General features: G+C 65.9%; 23 protein-coding genes, 1 tRNA gene and 1 pseudogene. 8 read left to right on the top strand and 17 right to left on the bottom strand.

Annotated elements, in window-relative coordinates; translation table 11 throughout:
• Positions 1-68 (bottom strand): cold-shock protein (locus UK23_RS49920; protein ID WP_196777583.1); only part of this gene is annotated, 68 nt, incomplete at its 3' end.
• A gap of 298 nt (positions 69-366) precedes the next feature.
• On the opposite strand from UK23_RS49920, the gene UK23_RS01980 reads away from it, so the two are divergent.
• Positions 367-1,536, top strand: coding sequence for a L,D-transpeptidase (locus tag UK23_RS01980; protein WP_045309605.1), 1,170 nt, complete (start codon positions 367-369; stop codon positions 1,534-1,536).
• Here UK23_RS01980 and UK23_RS01975 read toward each other — a convergent pair.
• Both UK23_RS01975 and UK23_RS01970 read right to left on the bottom strand, forming a co-directional pair.
• A complete protein-coding gene (locus tag UK23_RS01975) occupies positions 1,533-2,348 on the bottom strand; it encodes a glutamate ABC transporter substrate-binding protein (protein WP_045309604.1) in 816 nt (271 codons plus the stop codon). The genes UK23_RS01980 and UK23_RS01975 overlap by 4 nt on opposite strands.
• An 85-nt stretch (positions 2,349-2,433) precedes the next feature.
• The gene (locus UK23_RS01970; RefSeq protein WP_045309603.1) at positions 2,434-3,255 is read right to left on the bottom strand and encodes an oxygenase MpaB family protein; all 822 of its coding nucleotides are present in this window, start codon (positions 3,253-3,255) and stop codon (positions 2,434-2,436) included.
• Here UK23_RS01970 and UK23_RS01965 point away from each other — a divergent pair.
• Both UK23_RS01965 and UK23_RS51190 read left to right on the top strand, forming a co-directional pair.
• Positions 3,254-3,700 (top strand): PPOX class F420-dependent oxidoreductase, encoded by a 447-nt coding sequence (locus UK23_RS01965; protein WP_231114340.1) that lies wholly within the window; start codon positions 3,254-3,256, stop codon positions 3,698-3,700. The genes UK23_RS01970 and UK23_RS01965 overlap by 2 nt on opposite strands.
• Positions 3,701-3,786: 86 nt before the next feature.
• A complete protein-coding gene (locus UK23_RS51190) occupies positions 3,787-4,269 on the top strand; it encodes a hypothetical protein (protein ID WP_156212664.1) in 483 nt (160 codons plus the stop codon).
• Here UK23_RS51190 and UK23_RS01955 read toward each other — a convergent pair.
• From UK23_RS01955 to UK23_RS01945, 3 genes are read right to left on the bottom strand one after another with little or no spacing between them, the layout of a single operon-like run.
• Positions 4,266-8,672 carry a DNA repair ATPase gene (locus UK23_RS01955; protein WP_052684294.1) on the bottom strand — a complete coding sequence of 1,469 codons (4,407 nt, stop codon included), beginning with the start codon at positions 8,670-8,672 and terminating at the stop codon, positions 4,266-4,268. The two genes, UK23_RS51190 and UK23_RS01955, sit on opposite strands and share 4 nt — an antisense overlap.
• On the bottom strand, positions 8,669-10,594 hold the full coding sequence (locus UK23_RS01950; RefSeq protein WP_045309573.1) for a hypothetical protein: 1,926 nt from the start codon (positions 10,592-10,594) through the stop codon (positions 8,669-8,671). Before UK23_RS01950 ends, UK23_RS01955 begins: the two co-directional genes overlap by 4 nt.
• Before the next feature lies 1 nt (position 10,595).
• Positions 10,596-11,123, bottom strand: coding sequence for a hypothetical protein (locus tag UK23_RS01945; protein ID WP_045309572.1), 528 nt, complete (start codon positions 11,121-11,123; stop codon positions 10,596-10,598).
• A gap of 113 nt (positions 11,124-11,236) precedes the next feature.
• On the opposite strand from UK23_RS01945, the gene UK23_RS01940 reads away from it, so the two are divergent.
• Both UK23_RS01940 and UK23_RS01935 read left to right on the top strand, forming a co-directional pair.
• Entirely contained in the window at positions 11,237-12,055 is an 819-nt protein-coding gene (locus tag UK23_RS01940) for an LLM class F420-dependent oxidoreductase (RefSeq protein ID WP_196777580.1), read from the top strand.
• An 11-nt stretch (positions 12,056-12,066) separates the two neighbouring features.
• Positions 12,067-12,978 carry a CobW family GTP-binding protein gene (locus tag UK23_RS01935; RefSeq protein WP_045309571.1) on the top strand — a complete coding sequence of 304 codons (912 nt, stop codon included), beginning with the start codon at positions 12,067-12,069 and terminating at the stop codon, positions 12,976-12,978.
• On the opposite strand, the gene UK23_RS01930 is transcribed toward UK23_RS01935, so the two are convergent.
• Positions 12,979-14,100: a serine hydrolase domain-containing protein gene (locus UK23_RS01930; RefSeq protein ID WP_045309570.1), complete on the bottom strand. Its 1,122-nt coding sequence runs from the start codon at positions 14,098-14,100 to the stop codon at positions 12,979-12,981.
• A gap of 99 nt (positions 14,101-14,199) precedes the next feature.
• Positions 14,200-15,267, bottom strand: a complete 1,068-nt coding sequence (locus UK23_RS01925) for an aldo/keto reductase (RefSeq protein WP_045309569.1) — start codon at positions 15,265-15,267, stop codon at positions 14,200-14,202.
• A gap of 203 nt (positions 15,268-15,470) precedes the next feature.
• Between UK23_RS01925 and UK23_RS01920 the strand changes: the two genes are divergently transcribed.
• A tRNA-Lys gene (locus UK23_RS01920) sits at positions 15,471-15,546 on the top strand.
• Between the two features lie 79 nt (positions 15,547-15,625).
• On the opposite strand, the gene UK23_RS01915 is transcribed toward UK23_RS01920, so the two are convergent.
• From UK23_RS01915 to UK23_RS01875, 8 genes are all read right to left on the bottom strand, one after another.
• Entirely contained in the window at positions 15,626-16,837 is a 1,212-nt protein-coding gene (locus UK23_RS01915) for a site-specific integrase (RefSeq protein WP_045309568.1), read from the bottom strand.
• On the bottom strand, positions 16,837-17,031 hold the full coding sequence (locus tag UK23_RS01910) for a helix-turn-helix domain-containing protein (RefSeq protein WP_045309567.1): 195 nt from the start codon (positions 17,029-17,031) through the stop codon (positions 16,837-16,839). Before UK23_RS01910 ends, UK23_RS01915 begins: the two co-directional genes overlap by 1 nt.
• A gap of 17 nt (positions 17,032-17,048) precedes the next feature.
• The gene (locus tag UK23_RS01905; protein WP_045309566.1) at positions 17,049-18,653 is read right to left on the bottom strand and encodes a replication initiator; all 1,605 of its coding nucleotides are present in this window, start codon (positions 18,651-18,653) and stop codon (positions 17,049-17,051) included.
• Positions 18,650-20,131 (bottom strand): FtsK/SpoIIIE domain-containing protein, encoded by a 1,482-nt coding sequence (locus tag UK23_RS01900; protein ID WP_330769808.1) that lies wholly within the window; start codon positions 20,129-20,131, stop codon positions 18,650-18,652. Before UK23_RS01900 ends, UK23_RS01905 begins: the two co-directional genes overlap by 4 nt.
• Positions 20,132-20,550: 419 nt before the next feature.
• On the bottom strand, positions 20,551-20,802 hold the full coding sequence (locus UK23_RS01890) for an AMED_5909 family protein (protein WP_231114339.1): 252 nt from the start codon (positions 20,800-20,802) through the stop codon (positions 20,551-20,553).
• Complete coding sequence (locus UK23_RS01885) at positions 20,789-21,049, bottom strand: hypothetical protein (RefSeq protein WP_045309563.1); 261 nt, start codon at positions 21,047-21,049, stop codon at positions 20,789-20,791. The genes UK23_RS01890 and UK23_RS01885 overlap by 14 nt, the downstream gene beginning before the upstream one ends.
• The gene (locus UK23_RS01880; RefSeq protein ID WP_045309562.1) at positions 21,049-21,252 is read right to left on the bottom strand and encodes a hypothetical protein; all 204 of its coding nucleotides are present in this window, start codon (positions 21,250-21,252) and stop codon (positions 21,049-21,051) included. Before UK23_RS01880 ends, UK23_RS01885 begins: the two co-directional genes overlap by 1 nt.
• A 3-nt stretch (positions 21,253-21,255) precedes the next feature.
• A complete protein-coding gene (locus UK23_RS01875; protein WP_045309561.1) occupies positions 21,256-21,711 on the bottom strand; it encodes a hypothetical protein in 456 nt (151 codons plus the stop codon).
• A 159-nt stretch (positions 21,712-21,870) separates the two neighbouring features.
• Between UK23_RS01875 and UK23_RS01870 the strand changes: the two are divergent.
• A pseudogene (locus UK23_RS01870) lies at positions 21,871-22,624 on the top strand (DUF5919 domain-containing protein).
• Positions 22,625-22,634: 10 nt separating this feature from the next.
• Complete coding sequence (locus UK23_RS01865) at positions 22,635-23,108, top strand: NUDIX hydrolase (protein WP_045309560.1); 474 nt, start codon at positions 22,635-22,637, stop codon at positions 23,106-23,108.
• On the opposite strand, the gene UK23_RS01860 is transcribed toward UK23_RS01865, so the two are convergent.
• Positions 23,093-23,659: an HD domain-containing protein gene (locus UK23_RS01860; RefSeq protein ID WP_045309559.1), complete on the bottom strand. Its 567-nt coding sequence runs from the start codon at positions 23,657-23,659 to the stop codon at positions 23,093-23,095. The two genes, UK23_RS01865 and UK23_RS01860, sit on opposite strands and share 16 nt — an antisense overlap.
• Positions 23,660-23,809 lie beyond the last annotated feature (150 nt).

The raw sequence follows: 23,809 nt of genomic DNA, 5'->3' as shown, positions 1-23,809 counted from the left end.
CCGTTGTCCTGGGCGATGAAGCCGAAGCCCTTCTCGGAGTTGAACCACTTGACAGTGCCCTGTGCCATGTACCTGCCTCCATCGCAGGAAAGCTTGGGGCTGCACCGTGCAACCCCGGCCGTCCCGGGGGCGGTCAGTGAGCTCGTGAGAGCGCGCATCACGCCCGCGTGTCGTTCCGCGAGCGTGTGAAGCACGAACACAGAAACCACGGCCTGCGCGGGTCAGCCTAACGTGTGATGCGTCATAGCACTACAGGTCATTACTGGCCAGTTGGCTGCCTCAATAGGAGGAAACCCGCTGGTCCGGGTGGGTGATCGCGATTTCACGAGCAACGTGTTCGCGCCCCGTGCGTCTTCTGATCGTTGGATGAGGGGATCTTGGGGGGAACGCGTGTTGCGGCCACTGATTTTGGCTCTACTACTGGGATTGACCGCTTGCAGTGCGGCACCTGACGCACCGTCTGCGCCCACCGCGCAGGTCGAGGAGAACAAGGCGAAGGCCGCACTCACCGTGACGCCGGCTGAGGGCGAAGGGGTGAGCCCGGCAGGTCCGTTTCAGGTTGGGGTGACTGGGGGTTCGCTCACCTCGGTCGCGCTCACCGGTGCGGACGGGAGGGTGGTCCAGGGGGAGCTGGCCGCCGGCAAGTGGGTCGCCACCGAGGACCTGGGTTACGACAAGGTCTACACGTGGTCGGGCAGCGCGAAGGGCGAGGACGGCAAGGACGTGCCCGTCACCGGCTCGTTCCGCACGATCAAGCCGCAGCGGATCATCAACGCGTCGATGAACGTCGGCGACCACGAGACGTACGGCATCGCCATGCCGCTCAAGGTCACGTTCAGCTCGCCGGTGCAGGACAAGGCCGCGGTGCAGAAGGCCATGACGGTCAAGACCTCCGTGCCGACCGAGGGCGCGTGGGCGTGGCTGTCCGACACCGAGGCGCACTGGCGGCCGCGCGAGTACTGGAAGCTGAACACCGAGGTTTCCGTTGACGTCAACGTGTACGGCGTGCCGTTCGGGGGCGGCGCGTACGGTGCCGACGACGTGCACGTGCAGTTCAAGATCACGGACCGCGCACTCGTGGCCAAGGCGAACACGCAGACGCACCGGTTCGAGATCTACCGCGATGGCGTGCTGCTGCACGACTTCCCGGCGTCCTACGGCGCGGAGAGCGACGTCCGGCGCGTCACCCACAACGGAATTCACGTGGTGCAGCAGAAGGAATCGTCGCGGAAGATGTCCAGCACCGTGTTCGGCTACAAGGACGTCCCGGTCACCTGGGCCGTGCTGATCTCCCAGAACGGCGAGTTCGTGCACGAGAACAACGGCACGATCTCGTCGCAGGGCAGGGAGAACGTCTCGCACGGGTGCGCGAACCTGTCCGGTGCCAACGCGAAGGCCTTCTTCGACCTCACGATGATCGGTGACCCGGTCGAGGTCACCGGATCTTCGGTGCCGTTGCAGGCAGCGGATGGCGACTACTACGACTGGGCGTTCGACTGGGCGACCTGGACGTCGAAGTCCGCTGCCACTCCTTAGGACTTCTCGGTGATGGCGGGTGGCTGCGGGATCTCGTAACCCGACGGACCGACGTTGCGTTCGAGGGCCCGCTTCCACTCACCGCTTGAGATCATCTTCTCGATGGCCTCGTTGACGGCGTCACGGGACTTGCTGTCCCCCTTGGGAACGCCGATGCCGTAGCGCTCCTTGGAGAACGGTTTCCCGACGAGCTTGAGCAGCTCGGGGTTCTCGGCGGCGAACCCGGCGAGGATGACCTCGTCGGTCGTGACGGCGTCGACGTTGCCGGCCATCAGCGCGATCACGCAGTCCGAGTACTGGCCGTACTCGATGAGCTGCGCGTCCTTGGCGTAGTCGCTCTTCACCTTCTGCGCGGACGTGGATCCCTTGACCGAGCACAGCTTGCGGCCGTTCAGGGTCTCCGGGCCCTGGATGGCCTGCTCGGTGAAGCGGACCAGCATGCCCTGGCCGGTCTCGAAGTACGGGCCCGCGAAGCCCACCTTCTCCTTGCGTGCGTCGGTGATCGAGTACGAGGCGATGATCAGGTCGGCCTCGCCGGTCTGCAGCATCGACTCGCGGGCCGCGCCGCGGGCCTCCTTGAACGTGATGCCGGTGTCCTTCACGCCGAGCTCGTTCGCCACGTACCGGGCCACGTCGACGTCGAAGCCGACATACCGGCCGTCGAGGCGCTTCTGACTCAAGCCGGGCTGGTCGTAGCGGATGCCGATGGTGAGCTTGCCGGTGTCGGCACGTCCGATGACTGTGCTCGTGTCACCGCTCCCACAGGCGGTGGCGAGCACCGCTACGGCAGTGATGAGCGCAGCACGACGGATCACGACAGGCCTTCCGAATGGGAGTTCGAGATTTCGTGCGCAATGCTACGGACCTGCGGCGATGATCAACTGTGATGTGTGACAACTACGGCAGCCGAGCCTTACTGGGTGTCACACCGCGGCCGTCGCGGGCGATGGCCCTGCGGATGTGGCCGGGCGGGACCAAGCGGCGCAGTCCAGGCGGGACGAGCAGAGCCGTTCGGCGCAGCATCCGCAGCCAAAGGGTCGCGTGCCGGTACGGAGCGTGACCGTGCAGTTCCGTTGCCCATTCGGGCAGCACCGAGTACGCCAGGTGCCCGACCAGCACCTTGTAGACGGGCATGCCGTGGCGCAGAACACCCTGCGTCGCCGGTCCGTGCAGGAAGTCGTAGATCAACTCGGAGTCGGGGGTCTTCTTCAAGATCGGCCTGGTGGCCTCGAAGTACTCCTCCATCTCGCGCTTCGACCCCGGAACTTCGTCCGCGTGCAGACCCACGAGAGTCGCCGCGAAGCGTTGCTCTGCGTAGTACCGGTCCTTCTGCCGGTCTGTTAACCCATAACCGGCGCGGTTGAGAACCGTCTCGAAGCTGTAGACCTCCGAGCAATGCACCCACAGCAGCAGCTCCGGCTCATCGACCCGGAAGGTCCTGCCGTCGATCACCCCGCGCAGGCCGCGGTGGGTGGCTCTCACCCGTGCCGCGGCGGCCTCGATGGCCTCGTCCGTGCCGTAGACGCCGAGGCCCACGAAGTCCGCCGTGCGCCGCAGCCGCCCGAACGGGTCGGTCTTGAAGTTCGAGTTCTGCACGACGCCCGCGACCGCTTTCGGGTGCAGGGACTGCAGGTAGAGGCTGGAGATGCCGGCGACCCACATCGTCGGGTCTGCGTACATCTGCCAGCTCACGGAGTTCGGGTCGTTCGGCTCGAGCATGCGCACATCGTCCCGCCTCGCCAAGATGAAGACCATGGACCTGGACCAGGCACGGGAAGTGCTTCGCAGCCAGCACCGCGCGGTGTTCTGCGCGCTGAAGTCGGACGGCACGCCGGCCATGTCGCCGGTGCTCGTCGCGTTGGACGACAACGGTGATGTGCTCGTCTCGACGCGAGCGACGGCCTACAAGACCAAGCAGGTCCAACGCTCGCCGGAGGTTTCGCTGTGCGTACTGCCGGACAGCTTCTTCGGGCGGTGGATCCAGATCAACGGCACCGCGACCGTCGTGCCGTTGCCAGAAGCGATGGACCTGCTGGTCAAGTACTACCGGACGATCTCCGGCGAGCACTCCGACTGGAACGACTACCGGGCGGCCATGGAACGCGAGCAGCGGGTGATCCTGCGCATTTCATTGACCGGTGCGGGGCCTGACAAGACAGGTTGAGATTTTGCCCGTAACACCGTTAGCGGGCGAAACGATTCCACGGGCACGGCGGCTACCGGGCAGGCGGAACCTGGGGAGCGTTAGCGATGACTGGTGTCAGACGCCGCGGCTATTTCGCAGCCGCGGTGGCGGTGATGGGCGCTGCCCTGTTCGCAGCGTTGTTCGCCGCGCCCCCGGAGAGACCCGTGGACATCCGTCTGGTGGCTCCGCCGCCACCACCCCCACCGTTCATCACCGCGACCGCCACGACCACCGTCTCCGCGGTCGGTCCGGTGTTGATGCCTCCTCCTCCGCCACCACCTCCACCGCCGCCCGCAAAGCCGTTGCCCCGGCCGAAACCGGCTCCGGCCTCGTCCGCGCCGCCGTCGAAGCCCCGTCCTCCGACGATCTACGACCTGCTTCGGTGCGACTCGAAGTACTTCGGGGACGCCGACTTCGAGCGGTGCCTGGACTGGCCGTTCGACACCGACGAGCTCTGCGACTTCCTGGACGAGCACCACCTCCAGCCGATCGACCTGCGCGGTCCTGACGGCCGCAAGCTCGACGACTTCGGCCTCGACTGCGACTAGGCCTTCAGCTCCCGCAGCCTCGTGAGGTTCGCCTCCGCCCTGGTGCCGAGCAGCTGGGCCTCGCCGAGGTAGTGGTCGTCGATCAACGCCTCGACCTCGGCGTCGTTCATGGCGGGAACGATCCGCGCGGCCATGCGGTTCATGTTGCGATAGCTGCCTTGAAGGAGGAAATCGCCACCGCTGGCGGCCGACGCGATGTACTCCTGGTTGACCTTGAGAACCACTTCCTGGATCCGTTGCAGCTTGCGGACCACGGACAGCATCCGTTCCAGCTCGACGGTTTCGTGGTCGTGGCTAGCGCTTTCGCCATTTGTCAGGCGCACCAGCGGTTCCACGTCGACACCGTTGAGCGTCGGGTTGGAGGCCGACGCGTTCTCCAGGTAGCTCAACGCAAAGAGGGCGTCGCGACCGGACAGCACGTCGCCGAGGTTCCACACGTCCGCGCGGTTCGCGAGCATGTCCGGGACGCGGAACGCGCGGCCCGTCTCGGTGTACGGGTTGCCGGCCATCGACACGGCGAAGCGCTTGCCCCGCAGGTCGAACGTCCGTGCCTCGCCGTCCCACACGCCGTCAACGCGTCGTTGTGCGTCGCACAGCGAGATGAACTTCTGCAGCAGCTCAGGCGATGTGTGCTGGATGTCGTCGAGGTGCAGCAGAACGTTGCTGCCCAGGGCGAACGCGAAGTTGATGCGCTCGACCTCCTGGCGTGCGGTGGCATTCGGTGCGTCCTCCGGGTCGAGTGAGGTGACGCCGCTGCCCAGGGCCGGGCCGTTGACCTTGACGAACACCATGCCGAGGCGGTTCGCGACGTACTCCATCAGCGTCGTCTTGCCGTAGCCGGGCGGGGAGATCAGCATCAGCAGGCCCGTGCCGTCGTTCAGCTGCTTGGCGAGGTTGTCGCCGATCAGCGGCAGGTAGACCTCGTTCAGCAACCTGTTGCGCACGAACGTGTTCAGCACCGCGGGGCGGTAGTCGTCGAGCCTCAGGCGCCGGCGTTCCTCGGCGAGCAGCTCGTCGCGTTGGCGTTGGTAGGCGCGGAAGGCTGGGACCTGCTCCAGTTGGAACTTGCGCAGCCTCGTCAGGGTTTCGTCCAGGCGGAGTTCCATGGACTGGTTGCTGACGCGCGGGTGCGTGCCGAGCAGGCCCGTCACCGACTCGGTCAGCGCGGCGCTGGAGTCGTAGCGCGGCAGGTCGGTGAGCAGGACCGCGACGACCTCGGGGAGCTCCGGGCAGTCCTCGTCTTTGAGGAACGCGTGCAGCCACGCCTCGATCAGGTCGCGGTCGTGGAGTTCCTCGGTGACGACGGCTTTGAACCTGTCGATCACCGTTCGGGCGGCCTTGCTGGTGACGAATCCTCGTGGCTCGCAGGCGAGTTCCTCGAACAGGTACTCGCCGGCCAGGTCGTCGAGGCCGAACTGCTCGGTGAGCTCGGGGATGCCGTGCGTGCCACCGAAGATCGTGCGGGCACGGGCCAGCGACTCGGCCTTGCGAGCCCACACCGCGCGTTGGTCCTCGGGCTGTTCTGACCAGAAGATCTGGGCCTTCGCACGGGTTTCCGGCGGATACCTCAGGAGTCCGGCACCGACGTGGAGTCGTTGCAGGACAGCGAGGATCTTCGCGGCGTCGTGGTCGTGGACGCCCTTCTCGTAGCCCTCGTCGTAACGTTCCGCGGCGGCGTTCACCACGTCGTCGCGCCCCTCGGCGAGCAGGCAGCCGGCCAGGTGCTCGGACCGGTAGACGTCTGCCGTTTCCGAGACGAGCAGCTGGTCCCAGAACTGGCGGGTGTGCTGGAAACCGGTGACCTCGCTGCGGTAGTCCGTGCCGGTCACCGCGTAGAACAGCCTGCCGTCGCGTGGGACGAGGGTGAGGTTCATCGGCTCGGTCGTCACCGGGAAACGGTGACGACCGAGCACGATCGACGCGCCGTCGTACAGATCGGCCCGGTCGCGCAGTGCCCGGCCTCCCTCTTGCCGGGCATCGCGCAGACTCGCGTCGAGCTCGTCTGCCCGCACATCGCCGAGGTTCCTGAGCTCCTCGGCCACGTTGCGGACCTTGGCGACCATCGGGTCGCCCGCGAAGTACGTGTTGATCTCGTCGGTCGAGGTCAGCTTGCCGACGCGACGGCGGATCGTACCGAGCACGCGTTCGGCCGACTGCACGAGCCGGTCGGCCTTGCGCGCACGTTCGTCGAGCAGCGTCTGTTTGCGCGCGGAGAACGCCTCGTAGACGTCCGTGCGCTTGGCACCGACCTGGGCGAGGAAGTCGTCGAACTCGCCGAACCGCGACTCCAGGTTCTCCAGCTGCAGCAACAGCCTGCCGAGCTGGTCGTCGCAGCGCTGCGGACTGTCCGCGACCGACAGTGCGCCCGTGATGGCCTGGCCGAGCAGCGCGAACTCCGCCGCGAACTCGGCCCTGCCCTCGGCGTTCGCGAGTTGTGCCCTGCGACCGTCCACAGTGGCCCGTGCCCGGTTGACCGCGGCGAGGACCTCGCCGATGCTCGCCAGGATCTGCGTGCGGGTGGTCGTGTCGGCGGCGTCGAGCGTGCTGACGACCTCGGTCAGCACCTCCAGGCCGGTCTGCTGCTGCGCCAGGCGTTCGCGCAACGGCTTGGCCTCGGCTGCGGTCTTGAGCTCCGCGGCCGCGATCTGCTCGATCTCCTCGTGGTACTGGGCGAACGCGCCCTCGCCGCTGAGGAACGCGACGGCCCGTCGTGCGGATGCGCCCAGTTCCTCGACCAGTTCGGCTTCGCGGCGGCCGATCTCTTCGAGGTCGACGTACTTGAGATCCTTGAGGGTGATCAGACGGCCTTGAGCGGACCGGAGATCGGCCAGCAGCCGCACCCACTCGTCGGCGCTCTTCGGAGACGCCGATCTGGCGAGCCGGATGAGCGAGGCGAGCTTCTCGGCGGCCTCGTGGAGTTGCTGAGCAGCGTGTTCCGTGAGCGTGCGGACGGCCTCGAACTCGTCCAGCACCTGCTCGGCGGTGGCCCGGACGGCCAGGACGTCCTGTTTGAGCCCCAGCTCGTCGAGCCAGTGCACGCCGTCGATCACCCTGGTGCACAGCGCGATCAGGCCCTCGAACACCGGCGCGCTCGGGGTCATCTCGGCGCTCATCCTGGTGATGGACAGGCAGTCCGAGATGCCGCGGACCAGTTCGGCGTTGCCGATGCGGGCGAGCGGACCTGCCTGCTCCGGCAGCACCTCGTCTTGCAGGAACGGCGTGCGCCAGACCTGCATCGGGTGCACGCGAACCGGTTCCGTGCTGGTCTCGCGGAAGACCACCAGCGTGCCGTCGGCGAAGAGCGAGTAGCCGTGGCAGGTGATCGGCGTCGCGACCTCTTTGCGGATCACGTTGTAGGGCAACAGCAAGCTGCGGCCCTCGCGGCGGGCGTGGTAGACGAACAGCACGTCCTCGCCGTTCGCCGACCTGATGACCCGCTCGAACTCCAGCTCGTCCGTGTCGACGTCGAACGTCTTGTCCGCGCCGGTGACGAGGTAGTAGCCGCCGGGGAAGATGATCCCCTGGTCCTCGGGAAGCCGTTGGCACGCTTGGCCGATGCCGTCGAGCCTCGCCACGGTCCTGGTGCGGGTGTTGAAGACCAGGTGCCGCCAGACCGTCTCGTTGTACGGGCGGATCCTGAGCAGGATCAACGGGCCGACGCGGGCGTAGTGCACGTCGGCGTCCGCGAGGCTCTGCAACGGCTCGTCGACGGGCTCGTCGTAGATGCCCTGGCCGACCTCGGTGTTGTTCTCGATCTTGACGGTCAGCGTGCCGCCGACCGTCTCGACGAAGACCTCGTTCTCGATGGCGATGTGCGGGTGCCGGCCGAGAACGTGCTGCTCACGCGTGGTCTCGACCCACGTGACGTCGTGCGAGGGCGGGAACACGTGGTCGCGGTCGCCGCGGTTGTCGACGTACGTGACCGTGCCGTCGACCGCGATGTCCCAGCGCAGCACGCGGATGTCCTCGATCCGCGCGCCGGTCTGGAACACCGCGAGCAGCCGTGACTCGACGATCCGCAACTGCAGCAGCCGGGTCTCGCGGTAGTACCGGTAGAGCTCCGCGAAGTCGTTGCGGAACTTGGGGTCCTGCAGGAAGGGTGCCTCGACCGCGCTGAAGTCCCTGCCGTGCACCGCGAAGACGTCGGCGACCGTCGTCTCGGGCTTGAGGCCCATGAAGACGTTGTAGCCGAACAACATCAGGTCGCCGAGCGGCACGATGTCGCGCGGAACGCAGTTGTTCTCGGTGCGGATCCGTTCGGTGGACAGGAGTTCCAGCGCGGTGCTGCCGAACGTCTCGACGCGCTGGGCGTTCAGCGCCTCGGTGCTGCGGGCGAGCTCGGCGGCCTGGTCGGCCAGCCTCGCCCGCAGCACCTCGTAAGTGCCGGCGTCGAGCTGGGTCATGCGGTCTGGCCGTTGTTCTTGGCCATCTGGGTCAGCGCGATCGCCGCGGCGATGTTCTGCGCGTCACCCGTGGTGAACGAGCTGAGGATCTTGGTCAGATCCTCCGGGAAGTTCGAGGTCCCGTCCATCCACTTGGAACCGAGTGCCTGCACCACGTTCGAGTTGCCGACGAAGCTGTCGACCTGCTTGCCCGCGGTGATGGCGTTCGCGATCTTGTCGAAGAACATGGTGTCGCCACCGACGATGTCGATGTCGGCCTTCTCCAGCCCGGCCGCGAGGACCATGGCCTGGGCCTCGGCGACCTGACGCTGCACGTCGATGCCCTTGAGCCTGATCTCCTTCTCGGCCTCGAGACGCAGGCGGTACTCCTCGTGCTCGCGGGTCGCGGTGTCGAGCGCGGCCATCGCCTCTGCCTTGTGCGACAAGCCTTCCGCTTCGCCCTTGAGGCGTTCCTTGATGCCCTCGGCATCGGCCAGGGCCTTCTCGCGGTCGACCACGGCCTCGGCGCGACCGAGCGCCTCGGACGCGGCGGCGTCGCGTTCCTTGACCAGCGCGTCCGCCAGGCCCTTCGCCGCGGCCTCGGCCTGCGTGCCCTCCGCGAGACGGATCTTGGAACGGGTGTCCAGTTCGGCGGCCTGGTTGCGGGCCTCGGCGAGCACGACCTCTTCGCGGGCCTTGTGCTGCGCCGACTGTTCCGCGGCCTCTGCGGCCTTGATGTCCTTGACCAGCGACTGCTGCGCCTCGGCCTCCGCCATGATCACGATCTGCTGGCGCTCGCGTTCGGCCTCCTCGACCGCACGCAGGCGCTTGATGTTCTCCTCCTGCTCGGCCACGGTCTTCTCGACCGCGACCCGCTCGCGCACCAGGTCGGCGATCGCGCGCCGCTCGTGCTCGAGCTCCTTGTCCTTCTCGATCATCCGCAGGGACGTCTCGCGTTCGCGGGCGATGACCTCCAGCAGGCGGTCCTTCTCGATGCGCTCGGTCTCGACGGCGATCACGCGCTCGCGGTTCTTCTCGGCGACGGCGATCTCGCGGGCCTTGTTCTCGGTCTGGATGCCGAGCTGTTCCTCGGTGCGGATGAACGCGGTGTTGGCCTTGAGGCGTTCCTCGGCCTGGACCTTCTGGGTCTCCGCCTCCTGCTGCGCGCGGGCGGTCTCGATCTCGCGCTTCTGCCGGATCTCCGCGTCCGCCTGACGACGTTCGAGCTCCAGGATCGCCTCACGCGCGCTGACGTTCTGGCGCGTGATCTCCTTCTCCTCGTTGCGGGTGAACTCGTTGGTCTTGACGTGCTCGATCGCGGTCAGCTCGGTGATCTTGCGAATGCCCTGCGCGTCCAGGATGTTCGCCGGGTCGAGCTGCTTGAGCGGCGTCTGCTCCAGGTAGTCGATGGCCGCGTCCTCGAGGCTGTAGCCGTTGAGGTCGGTGCCGATGACCTGGACGATCCGGTCGCGGAACTCGTCGCGGTGCGTGTAGAGGTCCACGAAGTCGAGCTGCTTGCCGACCGTCTTGAGCGCCTCGGAGAACTTGGCGTTGAACAGCTCCTGCAGCGTGGCCTCGTGGCTCGCGCGTTCGGTGCCGATCGCCTGCGCGACCTTGATGACGTCCTCGACGGTCTTGTTGACCCGCACGAAGAACGTGATGCGGATGTCCGCGCGGATGTTGTCCTTGCAGATCAGGCCTTCGTTGCCGGCCCGGCGGATCTCGATGGTCTTCACCGAGATGTCCATCGTCTCGCATCTGTGCAGGACAGGTAGTACGACGGTGCCGGTGAAGGTCACGTCGACCTTGCGCATCTTCGAGACGATCAGCGCCTTGCCCTGCTCGCACTTCTTGAACAACCTGCTCAGCGTGATCGTCGCGAGGATCAGCACGACGACGATCCCCGCGATCAGCACGAGCAACCCCGTTGAGATCGCACCCATGTCAGCCCCCTGTGGTGATGTCCACGACCCAGAAGAACTCGCCCTCTGCGTCGTAGTCGAAGATCAGCGCGGTCTGTCCCGCTGTCAGTTCGGTGCTCTGTGCTGCTCGCACTTGCACGACAGCCGTGCCACCGTCGTCGGCGGTGACCTCGGCCTGTCCGTAGTTCTCGGTGACCCGCGTCGTCTTCACGATCGCCGTGCGACCCACGAAGTCGTTGCGGGAAGCGGGTTTCTCGGGCCTCGTCCAGTTCCTGAGCGGAATGCTGAGGATCTTGGTGATGAGCGCGCCTGCCAGGAGCGCTCCGGCGAGGACGGCGTAGCGGAGCTTGCCCTCCGGCGTCAGCACCGTGCCGGCCAGCGCGGCGAACCACGTGATCAGCACGAACATGGAGATCGAGAGCGGCAGCACCGGGGCGTCGAAGTCGATGCCCACCAGCACGACCGTGAGCCAGTACGCCAGCACCACGAGCATCAGGAAGCTGAACAGCACCGTCGGGAACGCCAGCGCGGCAGCAACGAACTCGGTCACCCCTCCACCCCCTTCTTGCCCCCTCAGATGTATTTGAGTGCTGATCCGTTGCACTGATACCTGGGTTTTTCGGGAATGACGGGCGTCACAGGGCCGTTGTGCTGATCATGGACATGGGGGTGCAGGGACTCAACGCGGGCGACTCGGTCTCGCCTGAGGAAACTCGCCGGCTGGCTTCACTCGTGGAGTCGCTCGGCTATCGATCATGGTGGGCGGTGGAGCACGTGGTGCTGCCGTCGCCGCGGGTTGACGCCTCGCCGGCCGATCCGGACACGCCGATGCTGGATCCGCTGGTCGGGCTGGGGTTCGTGGCCGGGGTGACGTCACGGCTCGAACTGGGGACCGGGATCGTGATCCTGCCGCAGCGCAACCCGGTGGTGCTGGCCAAGGAGGTGGCCACGCTGGACGTGCTGAGCGGTGGCCGGTTCACGCTGGGCGTCGGGACCGGGTACCTGGAGCCGGAGTTCGCGGCGCTGGGCGTGCCGTTCGCGGATCGGGGGCGCCGGACGGACGAGTACATCGACGCGATGCGCGCGTTGTGGCACATGCCTTCGCCTGAGTTTTCAGGCAAATACGTGTCTTTTTCTGGCGTAGACGCGCACCCGAGGCCTGCTTCTGTTCGGGTCGCCGTTGGTGGCGCTTCGGACGCGGCCCTGCGCCGAGCGTTGACGAGGGCGAACGCGTGGCTCGGCATCGGCTCGCCCGCGGAGACCGCGGCGAACCTGAAGCGGCTGCGTCGGCTGTCGGCGATCACCTCGCGGCCTGACTCGCTCGGCGCGCTGGAGATCAACATCATCGCGACCGTTCCGCTGGACGCGTCCGTCGTGCGCGAGTACGAGGATCTCGGCGTGTCCCAGCTGATCACCTATCCGGGTGGGTCCGACCTGCCGGTGGACGAGGTGCTGGAGAAGACCATCGGGCTGGTTCAGTAGCCTTCTTCGCCGTGATCCCCGTTGTCGTGCTCGCCGGCTTCCTCGGTGCCGGCAAGACCACCCTGCTGAACCACCTGCTGCGCACGTCGGGCGGCACCCGGATCGGCGTCGTGGTGAACGACTTCGGGCGGATCAACATCGACGCGTTCGCCGTGTCGGCCCAGGTCGACTCGATGGTGTCGCTGTCGAACGGCTGCCTGTGCTGCGCGGTGGACGGCACGGAACTGGATTCCATGCTGGTCAAGCTGGCCTCGGCGGACCTGGACGTCATCGTGATCGAGGCGTCCGGGCTGGCCGAGCCGGCGGCGTTGGTGCGGATGGTGTTGCAGGCGCCCGGGGTTTCCTACGGCGGGCTGATCTACGTGGTGGACACCGTGGAGTTCGCTGCCGTGCCTCACCTGGACCGCTCGCTGGCGTTGGCTGACCTGGTGGTGCTGAACAAGGTCGACCGGGTTTCGTCGTTGCCTTCGCTGGACTGCCCGGTGCCGGTGCTGCCCGTTTCGTACGGGCGGATCGATCCCTCGTTGCTGTTCGAGGTGCGGCCGCCGGATCTGGGGCCTCGTCAGCTTTCCTTCGACGACCTTGAAGACCACTCCTCGCACGACCACGCCCGGTACGACAGCGTGACGTTCGAGTCCCCTGATCCGTTGCACCCCAAGCTGTTCATGGACTTCCTGCAGGCGCGGCCCGAGGGGTTGTTCCGCGCCAAGGGTTTTGTGCAGTTTCCTGGTGGCACGTTCATGCTGCACACCGTTGGTGCGTACGTCTCGTTCACGCCAGTTGCCGACGCCCCGACTCAGCTGGTGCTGATCGGGGCGGGCATCGATGCGGACTCGTTGACCGACTGGCTGCTGGCGTGTGTCGCGGACGGACCGGTGACCGAGCAGGACATGCTCTGGGTGCTCCGGTACGCCCGCGGCTGATCACTTCTGGCAGAGCGCGGTGTCCACAGTGGTCAGAATTGCGTCGTGGGCCTTCATCGCTTCCTCCGGCGTGTCCTGCGTCGTGCCCGGAAGTGCCGTGACGGCAACGGAGAACGCCTTGCCCTGTGCGTTGACACCGCCGCGCGTCTCGTAGCCGGGGATGTCGCCGCCGTGGCCCCAGTACCTGCCACCGCAGCTGAGCGGCGTGCTCGCGATCCCGAGGCCGTATTCGGCGCCCGGCCACATCTCGCCCTTGGTGTCCACGGTCTTCTGCATCTCCTTGCGCTGCTGCTCGGGCAACAGATCACCGTTGACCAGTGCGTTGAAGAAGATGTTGAGGTCCTTCGTCGTGGAGACGATCTGCCCGGCCGCCCAGCCCCACGAGGGGTCGAGCTCGGTGACGTCCTCGATTCCGTTGCTGGTCCTGGCATATCCGTGCGGGTGCCTGCCCCGGATCGTCTGCTCACCCACGGCCGGCCAGTAGGTGTTCTTGAGGTTCAGCTTCTTGATGATCCGCTGGTCGACGTTCTCCGCGACCGGCCGCCCCGTCGTCTTCTGGATGATGAGGCCGAGCAGCACGTAGTTCGTGTTGCTGTACTTGAACTTCTCGCCCGGCTGGTTGGTGGGCTCGTGCGCGTTGGCGATGTCCAGCAGCTCGCGCGGCTCGTAGTAGCGGTGCTGCTGCTCCTCGAACTTGTCGAGTCCCATGTACTGCGTGTAGTTCGCGAGCCCGCTGGTGTGGTTGAGCAACTGCCTCACGGTGATGCTGTTGTCCTTGATGGCGTTCGGCAGGTACTTGGTGACCGGCGCGTCCAGCTCGACCTTGCCCTCGGCGTTGAGCTGCAGGATGACCGCGGCCACGAACGTCTTGGTGTTCGACCCCGCCCTGACTTCGCCGTTCTTCGGCACCGGGACGCGCTTGTTGAGCTCGGCCGTGCCCGAGGTCAGGTGTGTCGTCCTGCCGTCGGCGTTCGTGGTCGTCGCGAGCGCGGCCGGGAACTTGTACTGCTTGGTCAGGCCGTCGAGCTGCTTCTGCGTGCTGTTGACTTCGGCTGGCGCGGCCATGGCCGTTCCGCTGCACAACATGGCCGCCGCCAACACGCCTACCAGCGTCTTCTTCATCCTGCGCCTCCCCTTCGGTGTGTGAGGAGAGGTTTTCAATTTTTGCTTCCTGGCACAGTCACGCACGCTGCCGTTGATCAGGTGGAGCAGGCTCTACCGTCAGTACCTCGTGGCGCTCTGCAGCAGCGGCGGGTAGATCGCCGACGGTTCGCCGTCGACCGTGGTGCCCGCGAACTGCAGCATCGCCCTGAGCTCGCCGTGCAGCGGTGCGGGGTAGTTGAGGCTCGGGCGGGACACGTCGTCGAGGGCTTCTAGTTGCTCCTCGGTGAGCGTGACCTCCTCGAGGTTGCTGATGAGGTGCTCCAGCTTTCGCGCGCCGATGATCGGCACTGCTCCTTTCGCCCTGAGCCACGCCAACGACACGGCCGCCGCAGTCGTGTTGTGGAGTTCGGCTGTGTTGGTGACGACGTCGATGACCTTGAACTGGTCCTCGGTCGGCGGCTGGACGAACTTGGCCCGCTCCGAGTCGCTGACCACGGCGTTCCTCCGGTACTTGCCGCTCAGGAACCCGTTCTTGAGCGGACTCCACGGCACCAGCGACATACCCATGTTCTGTGCCATCGGCGCGATCTCGCCCTCGACCTCTCGCTGCAGCAGCGAGTACTCGACTTGCAGCGCGATCAGCGGCGTCCAGTTCCTGAGCGTCGCCATCGTCTGCGCCTGAGCCGTCACCCAAGCGGGCACGTTGGAGAACCCGATGTACCTGATCTTGCCCGATCCCACCAAGTCGTCGAGCGTCCGCATCGTTTCTTCTACTGGCGTGTTCCGATCCCAGTTGTGCATCCAATAGAGGTCCAGGTAGTCCGTCCGCAGGCGCCGCAACGTCTCGTCGAGCTGCTTCCTGATGGCCCCGCGCCCGGCCCCGCCCCCGTTCGGGTCGCCGGGGAACATGTTGAAGAAGAACTTGGACGCGAGCACGACCCGGTCGCGCTTCTTGGTGGCGTGGAAGAAGTCGCCGAGGATCTTCTCGGAGTGCCCGTTGGTGTAGAAGTTGGCGGTGTCGATGAAGTTCCCGCCTCGGTCCAGGTACGCGGCGAGGATCTTCTCGGACTCCTCGACACTGCATCCGGCGGCGCCCGGATCCTTCCCGAAGGTCATCGCGCCGAGTGCGAACGGGCTCACCCGCAGACCGGACCGGCCGAGCGTGACGTAGTGGTCGAGCGGCATCTTCTTGGCTCCTCATCGTCGCTGTTCGCGTACTCCAATGGAAGCCCGTGCGGTGGGTGTCGCGGTACTTCGATCCGCTCTTGCTCTTGCCTAATCCTCTCTTCACAGGCTTGCTGGTCGTTTGGGTTGGTGTGATCGGTCAACCGTGAGATGGACAACCCGTGCGACACCTGCGGAGCACGATCGGTAGGCTGTCGCGTCGAGGGCTGCTAGCTCAATTGGCAGAGCAGGAGACTTTTAATCTTCGGGTTCAGGGTTCGAGTCCCTGGCGGCCCACCAAACCCCCAGGTCCTGGACCTGGGGGTTTCGTATTGGGTGATCGCTGATACACCTTTGATGCGCTTTACGCCCTGACTCCTTAAGCAGCGGCATCGGGCGGACCGCTCTGTTCGTCCTGGTCAGGGGTGGCTGACTTGTCTTCCTCGGGCTTGTCGAGGGCGCTCTCAAGCGCGTCAGCAGCCTTCCGATCGACCTGTTTGCGAGCCAGGTAGGTGTCCTGGGTCATCGAGGGCCGAGCGTGCCCGAGCTGGTCCGCGACAACCCGCGCGGAGAGGCCGGCCTCATCAAGGATGGTGGCCGCCGTCTTCCGGAAGACGTGCGAGGTGACCCACGCGAACTCATCTCCTCCGCGAGCGTTCCGGAGGTCCCTACGCGTGTTGGCCGGGTCACGCAGCCCGCCGAGGCTGTTCGGGAAGACCGGGCCGTTGGGGAACAGCGTGACCCCGCGTCGCCGCCACAACATGTCGAGCGCCCACTTGGGCAGCGGAAGCGTCCTCTCGCCCGCCTCCGTCTTGGTCGACTTCCGGATCAGCCCCTGCTCCTTGACCCGGATGACCGTGTAGTTCACGTCGACCGTGCCCGCCACGAAGTCGATGTCGTCCCAGTAGACGGCCAGCGCTTCACCGATGCGCACGCCCGTGGCCATCATGAATCGGGAGAGGTCAGGCAGGTCCTTCCGGACCGCCACCGGGTCGGACTCCAGCATCTCCAGCCACAGGAGCCGCTCTTCCCGCGTGAGCGCCCGCGGACTCTTCTTCCTCCCGCTCTCCAGCGGGTCCGTGTCCCTCACGGGGTTCGTTTCGAGCGCCTTGTCCTTCACAGCGATCCGCAAGGCACCCGAGATCACCGAGCGAGCCGTCTTGGCGCTGTCGACACCGACCGAGCGCCACAACGCTGTGAGGAACGCGTCGATCCTCGCGACGGTCATCTCACGAATCCGCACCTCACCAAGGCCCGGCAGGACGTGTCGGTTGAGGATGCTGGTGTACGTGTCGAGGCTGCTTGGGGACCGCTTGCCCATGTCCACGAGCTTCTGAAACTTGACCTGCCACATCTCCAGCGCGTCCTTGAACCGGCTGTTCGGCGTCAGCGAGTCGCCAACCGGCCCCTTGCGTTCGGTGAGCGCCTTCTTGAGCTTCCGCTCTGCCTCCGGCTTGGTCTTCCCACGCCGCAACACCGGCCGCGTCTTGCCGTCGTAGTCGCGATAGTTCGTGACGGCAGCCCACCCTGTTTCTGTTTGATAGCAACGAATCTTGCCGTAGGTGCCGATGTCGAGCGGCGGACGTCCCATCAGGCCGCCTCCTCAAGCAAGTGCTCGAACCAGCTCCGAACCTCAGACGGCAGGTACCGCAGATGCTTGCCCAACCTCCGAGCAGGAGGGCCGTAGTTCTTCGTTCGCCAGCCATAGAGCGTGTGGACCGGGACGTTCAAGTAGGTTGCAACGTCACTGACTGTCCACAGTGGCTCAAACTGGTGTGCGTCCATGATGTTCTCCCCCTAGATCAAGCAGCTTGCGGTGTTGCCGAACTCCCCGGAGGTCCGGCGGATGCGAGCAGCGCGGCCGTGTACTCGGCCTTCCACCTGCGGCGCTCTGCTACGGCGCTCAACAGCAGGTGCGCCCGCGGAGGCACATTCGGATCGCCGTGCTGGATGTTGTTCCAGACGAGGCGTTGTGGCTGGTCATCAGGCTTGATCCCGACATCGGCCAGCAGTTGCCGAACGAACGCCTTGCGGTCGTGCTTGTGGTCAGCGAGCGACTTCCCGGACCACTTCCGCGACACCAGGACCCGCCGCCCAGCCACTCCGAGCGTGGTCCGCTTGTGCGCCTTGCCCTTGCACTTGCCGGGAGTTGTCGAGAGGCGAGCGCCACGAGGCTGGACGCCGTAGAGCAGCCAGATCGGACACTGCGGCGAGCAGGGCGTGACCGCGAGCTCCGCGCACAGTCGTTCGGCGTGATCTTCCTGCCGCGCGGTCTGCGCCTGGAAACACTCGTCAATGCTCTTGGTCAGGTACTTCGTCAGGTAGCCGATGTGACGGCCGGCCTCTTCGGTGCCGCCGAGGATGCCCTTGGAGTGCACCTGCACCCCGAACCGTGCGACGTGCGCTGGTCGCTCGACCTGATCCAACGCGTCTTCCCAGGTAGGCAAGGCCCTTCGCGTGTGCGGATCAACGAAGCCCTTGGCCCGGACGTCCCAGACCGGCAGGTTCTCGCGGCTGTACTTGATCTCGTTGTGCTCCGGCCACCAGACCTGGTGATAGGTGGCCTCAGCGACCGCCCGCAGCTCCGCCCGCGAGATAGAGCCGCGAACCGCCGCGTGCCAGTGCGGAGCCAACCGCCTCTGCGGCTCTACCGCCGAGAAGTACTGGACCTCCCAGCCAACGCAGCGCCGAAGGTTCTGCACGAAGCGGTCCAGCAGTGCGGCGAAGTGCACCGCGTCCCGAGCTGCACGCCGGTAGTCGTACTTGGCCGGATCAACAGGCGTGCCGTCGCTCCGAACCTTCCCGTAGCTGTCCAGCGTCAGCGTGAGGAACGTCGAGGGCTGGTACTTACCTCCGAAGACCCTGCCAACCGTGCGCTTGCTGACCGGCCGTCGAGGCAGGTTGGGCGCATCCTGCCGCCGCCTGGTCGACCGCTTCCGAGCAGCCTTGAGCGGCACTTCCAGGGAGGGGAGTGAGCCGCGGACTCCGAGTTGCCGAAGTTCTTCGTCGACCTCCGCGACCTCTTCCCTCACCTCCTCCGCGCCAACCTCGTCACCCTCATCGAGGGCCAGGCGGAAGGCCTTGACCAGGTCAGCCCGGTACGCAGTCAGTTCCTGCTGATCGTTCGTCGGTGCATTGGGCGTGAAGTCGGGTTCCTCGGTGAGGTGCCAACCCTCACGGCACTGCGCCATCCGTAGACGCCGGTTCTTCTCCGCGCAGGTCGGGCAGACACTCGCGACCGTCGAGCCGCACGGCACGGGCACGATGTCTACGCGCCCGGTGTCGAGGTCGATCCGTTCCTTGGCCAGTGGCCGAACGCACACGCCGTGTTCTTCTGCGACAGCCCGAGCGACGTCGAGCGCGGCCGGCTGTTTCATCCGCTCGGAGCGGTTCAGGTACTCGGTCATGCCGCCGCACTCCCTTCGGACAGCTCAGGGAAGGTGTGCACGGTTGCTGGGGCGAGGTAGGCGCCCAGCTCGACCAGGTTCGCGTCGGTGACGTTGAAGGCCCGCGCCCGCTCAGGTTCGCGCTGTCCGTCTTCCTTGTTCCACGCGACGCCGGGGGTGTTCTCGCTGATCTCGTGTGCAGCCGCGCCGCGTTGGCGAACGCCATCGCCCAGGACCATGTCGACCTGGACCGGTTCGTCGAGCCGCAGCGCGACGCGAGTGGTGAATAGGTGCCGGAACGCGACTACTTCCTTGCGCGGGTCCTGGACCAGGCCCACCACGGCATAGCCGGGAGCACGTCCCTGCGAGGTGATCGTCTGAATAGCCCGCGTGGCGCGTTCGCGGAGGTTCCGGTCGGGCTGGTAGGCGATCAGGTCAGCCAGCTCATCCACGATGAGGACCGTGAACGGCTCGCCCGTGCTGCGCGCCCAGAGCCGCCGAATGCCCCGGTATCGGGAAGCGCGTTCCTTGACCTCTGTGGCGATTTCTTCAAGCAGGGCAACGGCTTCCGGCCCGTTGTCGTAGATGACCTTCTCGAAAGCGTCCGGGCACTGCCCCAGCTCCATGCCGCCCTTGGGGTCGATGCCGACGAGCCGGACCATGCCGGCTTTGATGGCCGGGGCGAGCTGCCAGACGATCGACCACAGGACCGAGCCCTTGCCAGCACCGGGCACGCCCACGACGAGGACCTGTGAGCCGAGCAGCTTCAGCCGCCAAGGTTTGCCGGTCTCCGTCCGGCCGACGACTACGCGCTTGAGGTCGACCTCTCCGGCGTCGGCGAGCGGCGGCACGGCAACAGGCCGGGCCAGCGGGTCCGCATGAATGAAGTCGAGCTCAAGCGACCGAGGCTTCAATACCCGGACCCGGCAGGACCGAGCGTTGAACGAGTGCGCGAGGTTGTCCCGCCTTGCTTCCCACTGCTCAGGCGACTGCGCCGGGATCATCCGCACGCGCACCTTGTCCCGCCAGCCCTCGGAGCGGACGCGGCGCAGCTTCGGGAGGTACTCCTTCCCGCGGACTTCCTTGGTCAGCTCAGCGAGGCGCATCACGGTCCGCCACTGCGGCACGTAGACCGAGAGCCGCCGCCATTCGGTCAGGACTCGGTACCAGCCATGCCGCAGGAACGAGTTCCGGTCGAGTCCGTACCAGACGGTCAGGGCACACATGAGCGACAGCAGCGCCAGCACCAACGGCGACAGCCCGAACTGCCGATAGGCGACGTACCCGCCGAGTCCGGTCGTGACGGCGATCGGGTACCGAACGGTCAGCATCACGAACTTCGCGGCCAGGCGGAGCGCCAGCCACAGCACCACGAACGGCGCAAGCACGAGCTTCACCCAGCCGGGAAGCCATACCCACCAAGGAACCTGCGGACGTGCGCCCTCGAACGGCGCGGGGTCGACCCACCGGTTGCCCTTCATCGCACACCGACCGAGCACGCGATGCACTGAAAGACACTGCCAACGCTCGGGATGCGTCCGACAGGAACGAAGGTTCCCGCTCCGTTGGAGCACTGCGCCCTACAGGTCAGACACTCGAAGCCCTCAGCCTGTGCGGCGGTGAGTTCCAACGTCTCCACGGTGCCGCCGTCAAGGATCACGACATAGCTGGAGACGGTCTGCTTGCCGGAGATCATCCGATCCCACAGCAGTTGCTTCGTGGCCCCGTCTAGCGCACGAATGCGCTCAGGCTCTACGCTCATCGTTGTTCACTCCCAGTTGGGTGAGCAACGCAGGAGCGGCGAGGTTGGTAGCCGGTTTCCGCTCCTGCGTCTCAGGTTCTCTGTGTGCCACAACAAGATGTGCGGCATCGCCGCGTGACCCAGCACGGTCACACGCTCTGTCTAAACAGGACTTCCTTAGCTCTTGCGGAGCTTGATCGCCTCGCCCTTCTCACGCTCACGGTTGGCCCAATAGATGGCCTCGTGGTGGTGGCTGCGATCGGTCTCCGCGACGCGCGCGTAGATGGCAGCCGAGCGGAGGTAGTAGTCCTTCAGCACTTCGGGCTTGGACTTGGGATTGGGCAGCAGCTTGCTCAGCACGTCGTGCGCCTCGCTCAGCGTCTTGACCTGCTCAGCCCGCCCCCAGGTCATGACCTCAACCGCGGACATCCTGGTCTCCCTCCGCGAGCGCGTGACGACCTTCCTGGTTGCCGAGGTGATCGGCCAGCTTCGCCGCCTCGCGCGACAACTCCCGACAGAACCGCATCAGCACGTCCAAGCCGCCGGGGAAGGGCGGGAGCTGGATCGCGATGTTGACCGGGTCGAGGTAGATCGCCAGAGCTGGAACGTCGGGCGTCACCTTGATCATGGCCGCGCCCGCGTCCTTGCCAGGCGTGCACGTGGCGTTGAACCCCATCACTGACCACCGCCACGAGCGGCATCAAGAGCGGCCTGGCCTTCCGCGACCGCCTCAGCGAGCCGAGGAAGTGCTTCCGCGTCGACGACCAGCACCGCAGGGAAGGCGTTGCCCAGCCGGAACTCAACCCGTCCGGCGAAGACGAGCGGTTCCACCCGAATCGGCAAGTTCGCCGTCAGGTGCAGGCGCATCAAGTCGGCCACGGATCACGCTGCCTTAGATGCAGGCTTAGCCGCGACGGCCGCCTTCATGCCGGTGGCGCGCAGGCTGTAGCCCAGCTTCGCCCGGCAGCGGTGACGCTCACCGACGTGGCCACCACGGCAACCCTTGTCATCGATCCACGGCGTAACCGTCAGCCCTTCGAACACAGCCGGGCGAATGTCCGTGCCGGGGATGGCCTCTGGCGGCACCGGCCGGTGAGGCGCGGAGATCTTGACCGTGACCGCGGCGTCCGTCTTGCGCTCCGCAGCCTGGTCGATCACCAGGACGGACCACACGAGCTGGCCGTTGTCCTTGTCGACCTCCTGCTCAACGGGCAGACCCTTGGCGCGATCCTCCGCGGACTGGAACTTCAACACCGGCTCGACACCCATCACGAGCGCGCCCCTCGGAAACACGAAGTCGTGACCCGCCGGAAGCCTGCTCCCACCTGTGATCGCCATCGTCGTTCTCCTGTCGTTCGTGCCGGCCGGGGCCGCTCCCCGACATTTCGACACCTACGACTTTCGACGAATCCGCAGGACGTCAACACCACACAACAGGACAACTACAGACGTCTCTGCTAGCTTGAAGACGTCCCTAGTTGTACGGAGGGTATGGCCATGCCAAACCAACGCCTACGAGATGCGTTGCTACGCAACACTTTGGGCTTCGAAGAGGTCGCCAAGGCCACCGGCGTCGACCCGAAGACGGTCGAACGCTGGATCACCCAGGACCGCACGCCGTACCCGCGCCACCGGCACGCCATCGCCGCCATGGTCCGCGAAACGGAGACCTACCTCTGGCCGGACGCCGTCGCGCCGGAGAAGAAGAAAGAGATCAACGAGTCCGAGGTCGTGCAGGTCTACGCGCACCGCCACGCCGTACCGCAAGACATCTGGTCTCACCTGATCGAAGAGTCGAAGATCAGCATCTCGATCCTCGTCTACGCAGGCATGTTCCTGGTGGACAACCCAGCTCTCCTCAAGACTCCTCAAGACCCTGCGGCAGAAGGCCAGCGAGGGCGTGAAGATCCGCCTGTTGCTCGGCGACCCCACGAGCCGCGAGGTAGCACGCCGCAGCGAGGAAGAAGGCATCGGCAAGGGGACGCTCTCGGCCAAGATCCGAAACGCCCTAGCCGTCTACAAGCCGTTGGCCGAGACACCGGGCGCAGAGATCCGCGTGCACGGCACGACGCTCTACAACTCGATCTACCGGTTCGATGACGAGATGCTCGTGAACACGCACGTCCACGGCTTCATGGCAGCTCACGCCCCGGTTCTGCATCTACGCCGACTGTCCGGTGGCGACCTGTTCGAGACGTACGCCGAGAGCTTCCAGGGCGTGTGGGACGGCGCGAAGCCGCCGAAGTGGTAGGCACGTAGGTATGGCGCGCACCGATCACTACAACGACCCGAACGCCCCCAAGGCGACCAACATCGTGGTGGCGGTGACCGCGTTCGTGCAGGACGAGCACGGCCGGCTGTTGATGATCCGGCGCACCGACAACGGCCTGTACTCGATCCCCGGTGGGATGCAGGACGTTGGCGAGACCATCGGCCAGACCGTCGTCCGCGAGGTCAAGGAAGAGACCGGGATCGACGTCGAGCCCATCGACATCATTGGCGTGTACTCCGACCCCAAGCACGTCATCGCTTACACCGACGGCGAGGTACGGCAGCAGTTCTCCATCTGCTTCCGGGCGCGGCTGATCGGCGGGGAACTGCGGACGAGTGACGAGTCGAGCGAAGTTCACTGGATCAGCCGCGGAGATCTCGACGCGCTCAACATCCATCCGTCCATCCGGCTTCGGATCGAGCACGGGTTCGAGAAGCGCACGACGCCCTACTTCGCGGTGTAGTCGACTCCCGCCGCGCGTAGCCGTTCCTCGGTGCGCTCGACCGCACAGACCAATTCAGGCTTGGCCTGCCGGATGAAGAAGGTCACCAAGTCTTCCGGACCGTAGCGCCTCTGAATCTCCTCGATCCGGTCGTGCACGCTCGTGGGTTCACCGTCTGGCGTGGTGGTCATGTCTGCCCACCAGAGGGCATCCCGCAGAGGGGTGCTCTCGTCCGTCCAGCGCGCGAGTTCGGCCGACAACCCTCGAAGTTCAGCTTCCCGGTACGCGCACGAATGGTGCGCCACCAACGAGCACAGCCGGCCGTTCACATGACTGTCAGCCAAGAAGCTTGCCCCGTCCAGAGGGTGAAACCCGGAGGCCGCCAACCGTGGGGCGTAGCCGATGTCATGAAGCAAGGCTGAGGCGACCAGGATTTCCTGTTCCTCCGGGTCGAACAACGGTGCCGCAAGCTTCGCCTTGCGCCCGACTCCACGCACATGAGCGAACCTGCGAGGCAGCGGTTCAGCGAGTTCATCCGTGACGACGCACGTAGCCCAAGCGACGAGATCCACTCGGCAACCCTACGCACCTGCTTCAGCGTCGACTACCAAGACGTACGTAAACAGAGCGGCGAAAGATCAAACATCGTCGGCGATCATGCAGCTAGCGCGCTGAAGATCGTCGCCCCGGCAGCTGTCTTGCTACTGAAGCTATCATCGGGC

The organism is Lentzea aerocolonigenes, assembly GCF_000955955.1.
GTDB lineage: Bacteria > Actinomycetota > Actinomycetes > Mycobacteriales > Pseudonocardiaceae > Lentzea > Lentzea aerocolonigenes_A.
Note: the sequence above shows the minus strand (reverse complement) of the source record. Positions and strands in the feature narration are given on the sequence as shown.

Excerpts from the sequence above, each read along its gene's own strand:
- UK23_RS51190 (WP_156212664.1), top strand. The coding sequence starts at position 3,787 with ATGACTGGTGTCAGACGCCGCGGCTATTTCGCAGCCGCGGTGGCGGTG.
- UK23_RS01915 (WP_045309568.1), bottom strand. The coding sequence starts at position 16,837 with ATGGGACGTCCGCCGCTCGACATCGGCACCTACGGCAAGATTCGTTGC.
- UK23_RS01925 (WP_045309569.1), bottom strand. The coding sequence starts at position 15,267 with ATGCCGCTCGACCACTACGTCACGCTCGGCCGGTCCGGTCTGCGGGTG.
- UK23_RS01910 (WP_045309567.1), bottom strand. The coding sequence starts at position 17,031 with ATGGACGCACACCAGTTTGAGCCACTGTGGACAGTCAGTGACGTTGCA.
- UK23_RS01970 (WP_045309603.1), bottom strand. The coding sequence starts at position 3,255 with ATGCTCGAGCCGAACGACCCGAACTCCGTGAGCTGGCAGATGTACGCA.
- UK23_RS01890 (WP_231114339.1), bottom strand. The coding sequence starts at position 20,802 with ATGTCCGCGGTTGAGGTCATGACCTGGGGGCGGGCTGAGCAGGTCAAG.
- UK23_RS01885 (WP_045309563.1), bottom strand. The coding sequence starts at position 21,049 with ATGGGGTTCAACGCCACGTGCACGCCTGGCAAGGACGCGGGCGCGGCC.
- UK23_RS01955 (WP_052684294.1), bottom strand. The coding sequence starts at position 8,672 with ATGACCCAGCTCGACGCCGGCACTTACGAGGTGCTGCGGGCGAGGCTG.
- UK23_RS01905 (WP_045309566.1), bottom strand. The coding sequence starts at position 18,653 with ATGACCGAGTACCTGAACCGCTCCGAGCGGATGAAACAGCCGGCCGCG.
- UK23_RS01940 (WP_196777580.1), top strand. The coding sequence starts at position 11,237 with ATGGGGGTGCAGGGACTCAACGCGGGCGACTCGGTCTCGCCTGAGGAA.
- UK23_RS01980 (WP_045309605.1), top strand. The coding sequence starts at position 367 with ATGAGGGGATCTTGGGGGGAACGCGTGTTGCGGCCACTGATTTTGGCT.
- UK23_RS01965 (WP_231114340.1), top strand. The coding sequence starts at position 3,254 with ATGCGCACATCGTCCCGCCTCGCCAAGATGAAGACCATGGACCTGGAC.
- UK23_RS01875 (WP_045309561.1), bottom strand. The coding sequence starts at position 21,711 with ATGGCGATCACAGGTGGGAGCAGGCTTCCGGCGGGTCACGACTTCGTG.
- UK23_RS01950 (WP_045309573.1), bottom strand. The coding sequence starts at position 10,594 with ATGGGTGCGATCTCAACGGGGTTGCTCGTGCTGATCGCGGGGATCGTC.
- UK23_RS01930 (WP_045309570.1), bottom strand. The coding sequence starts at position 14,100 with ATGAAGAAGACGCTGGTAGGCGTGTTGGCGGCGGCCATGTTGTGCAGC.
- UK23_RS01865 (WP_045309560.1), top strand. The coding sequence starts at position 22,635 with ATGGCGCGCACCGATCACTACAACGACCCGAACGCCCCCAAGGCGACC.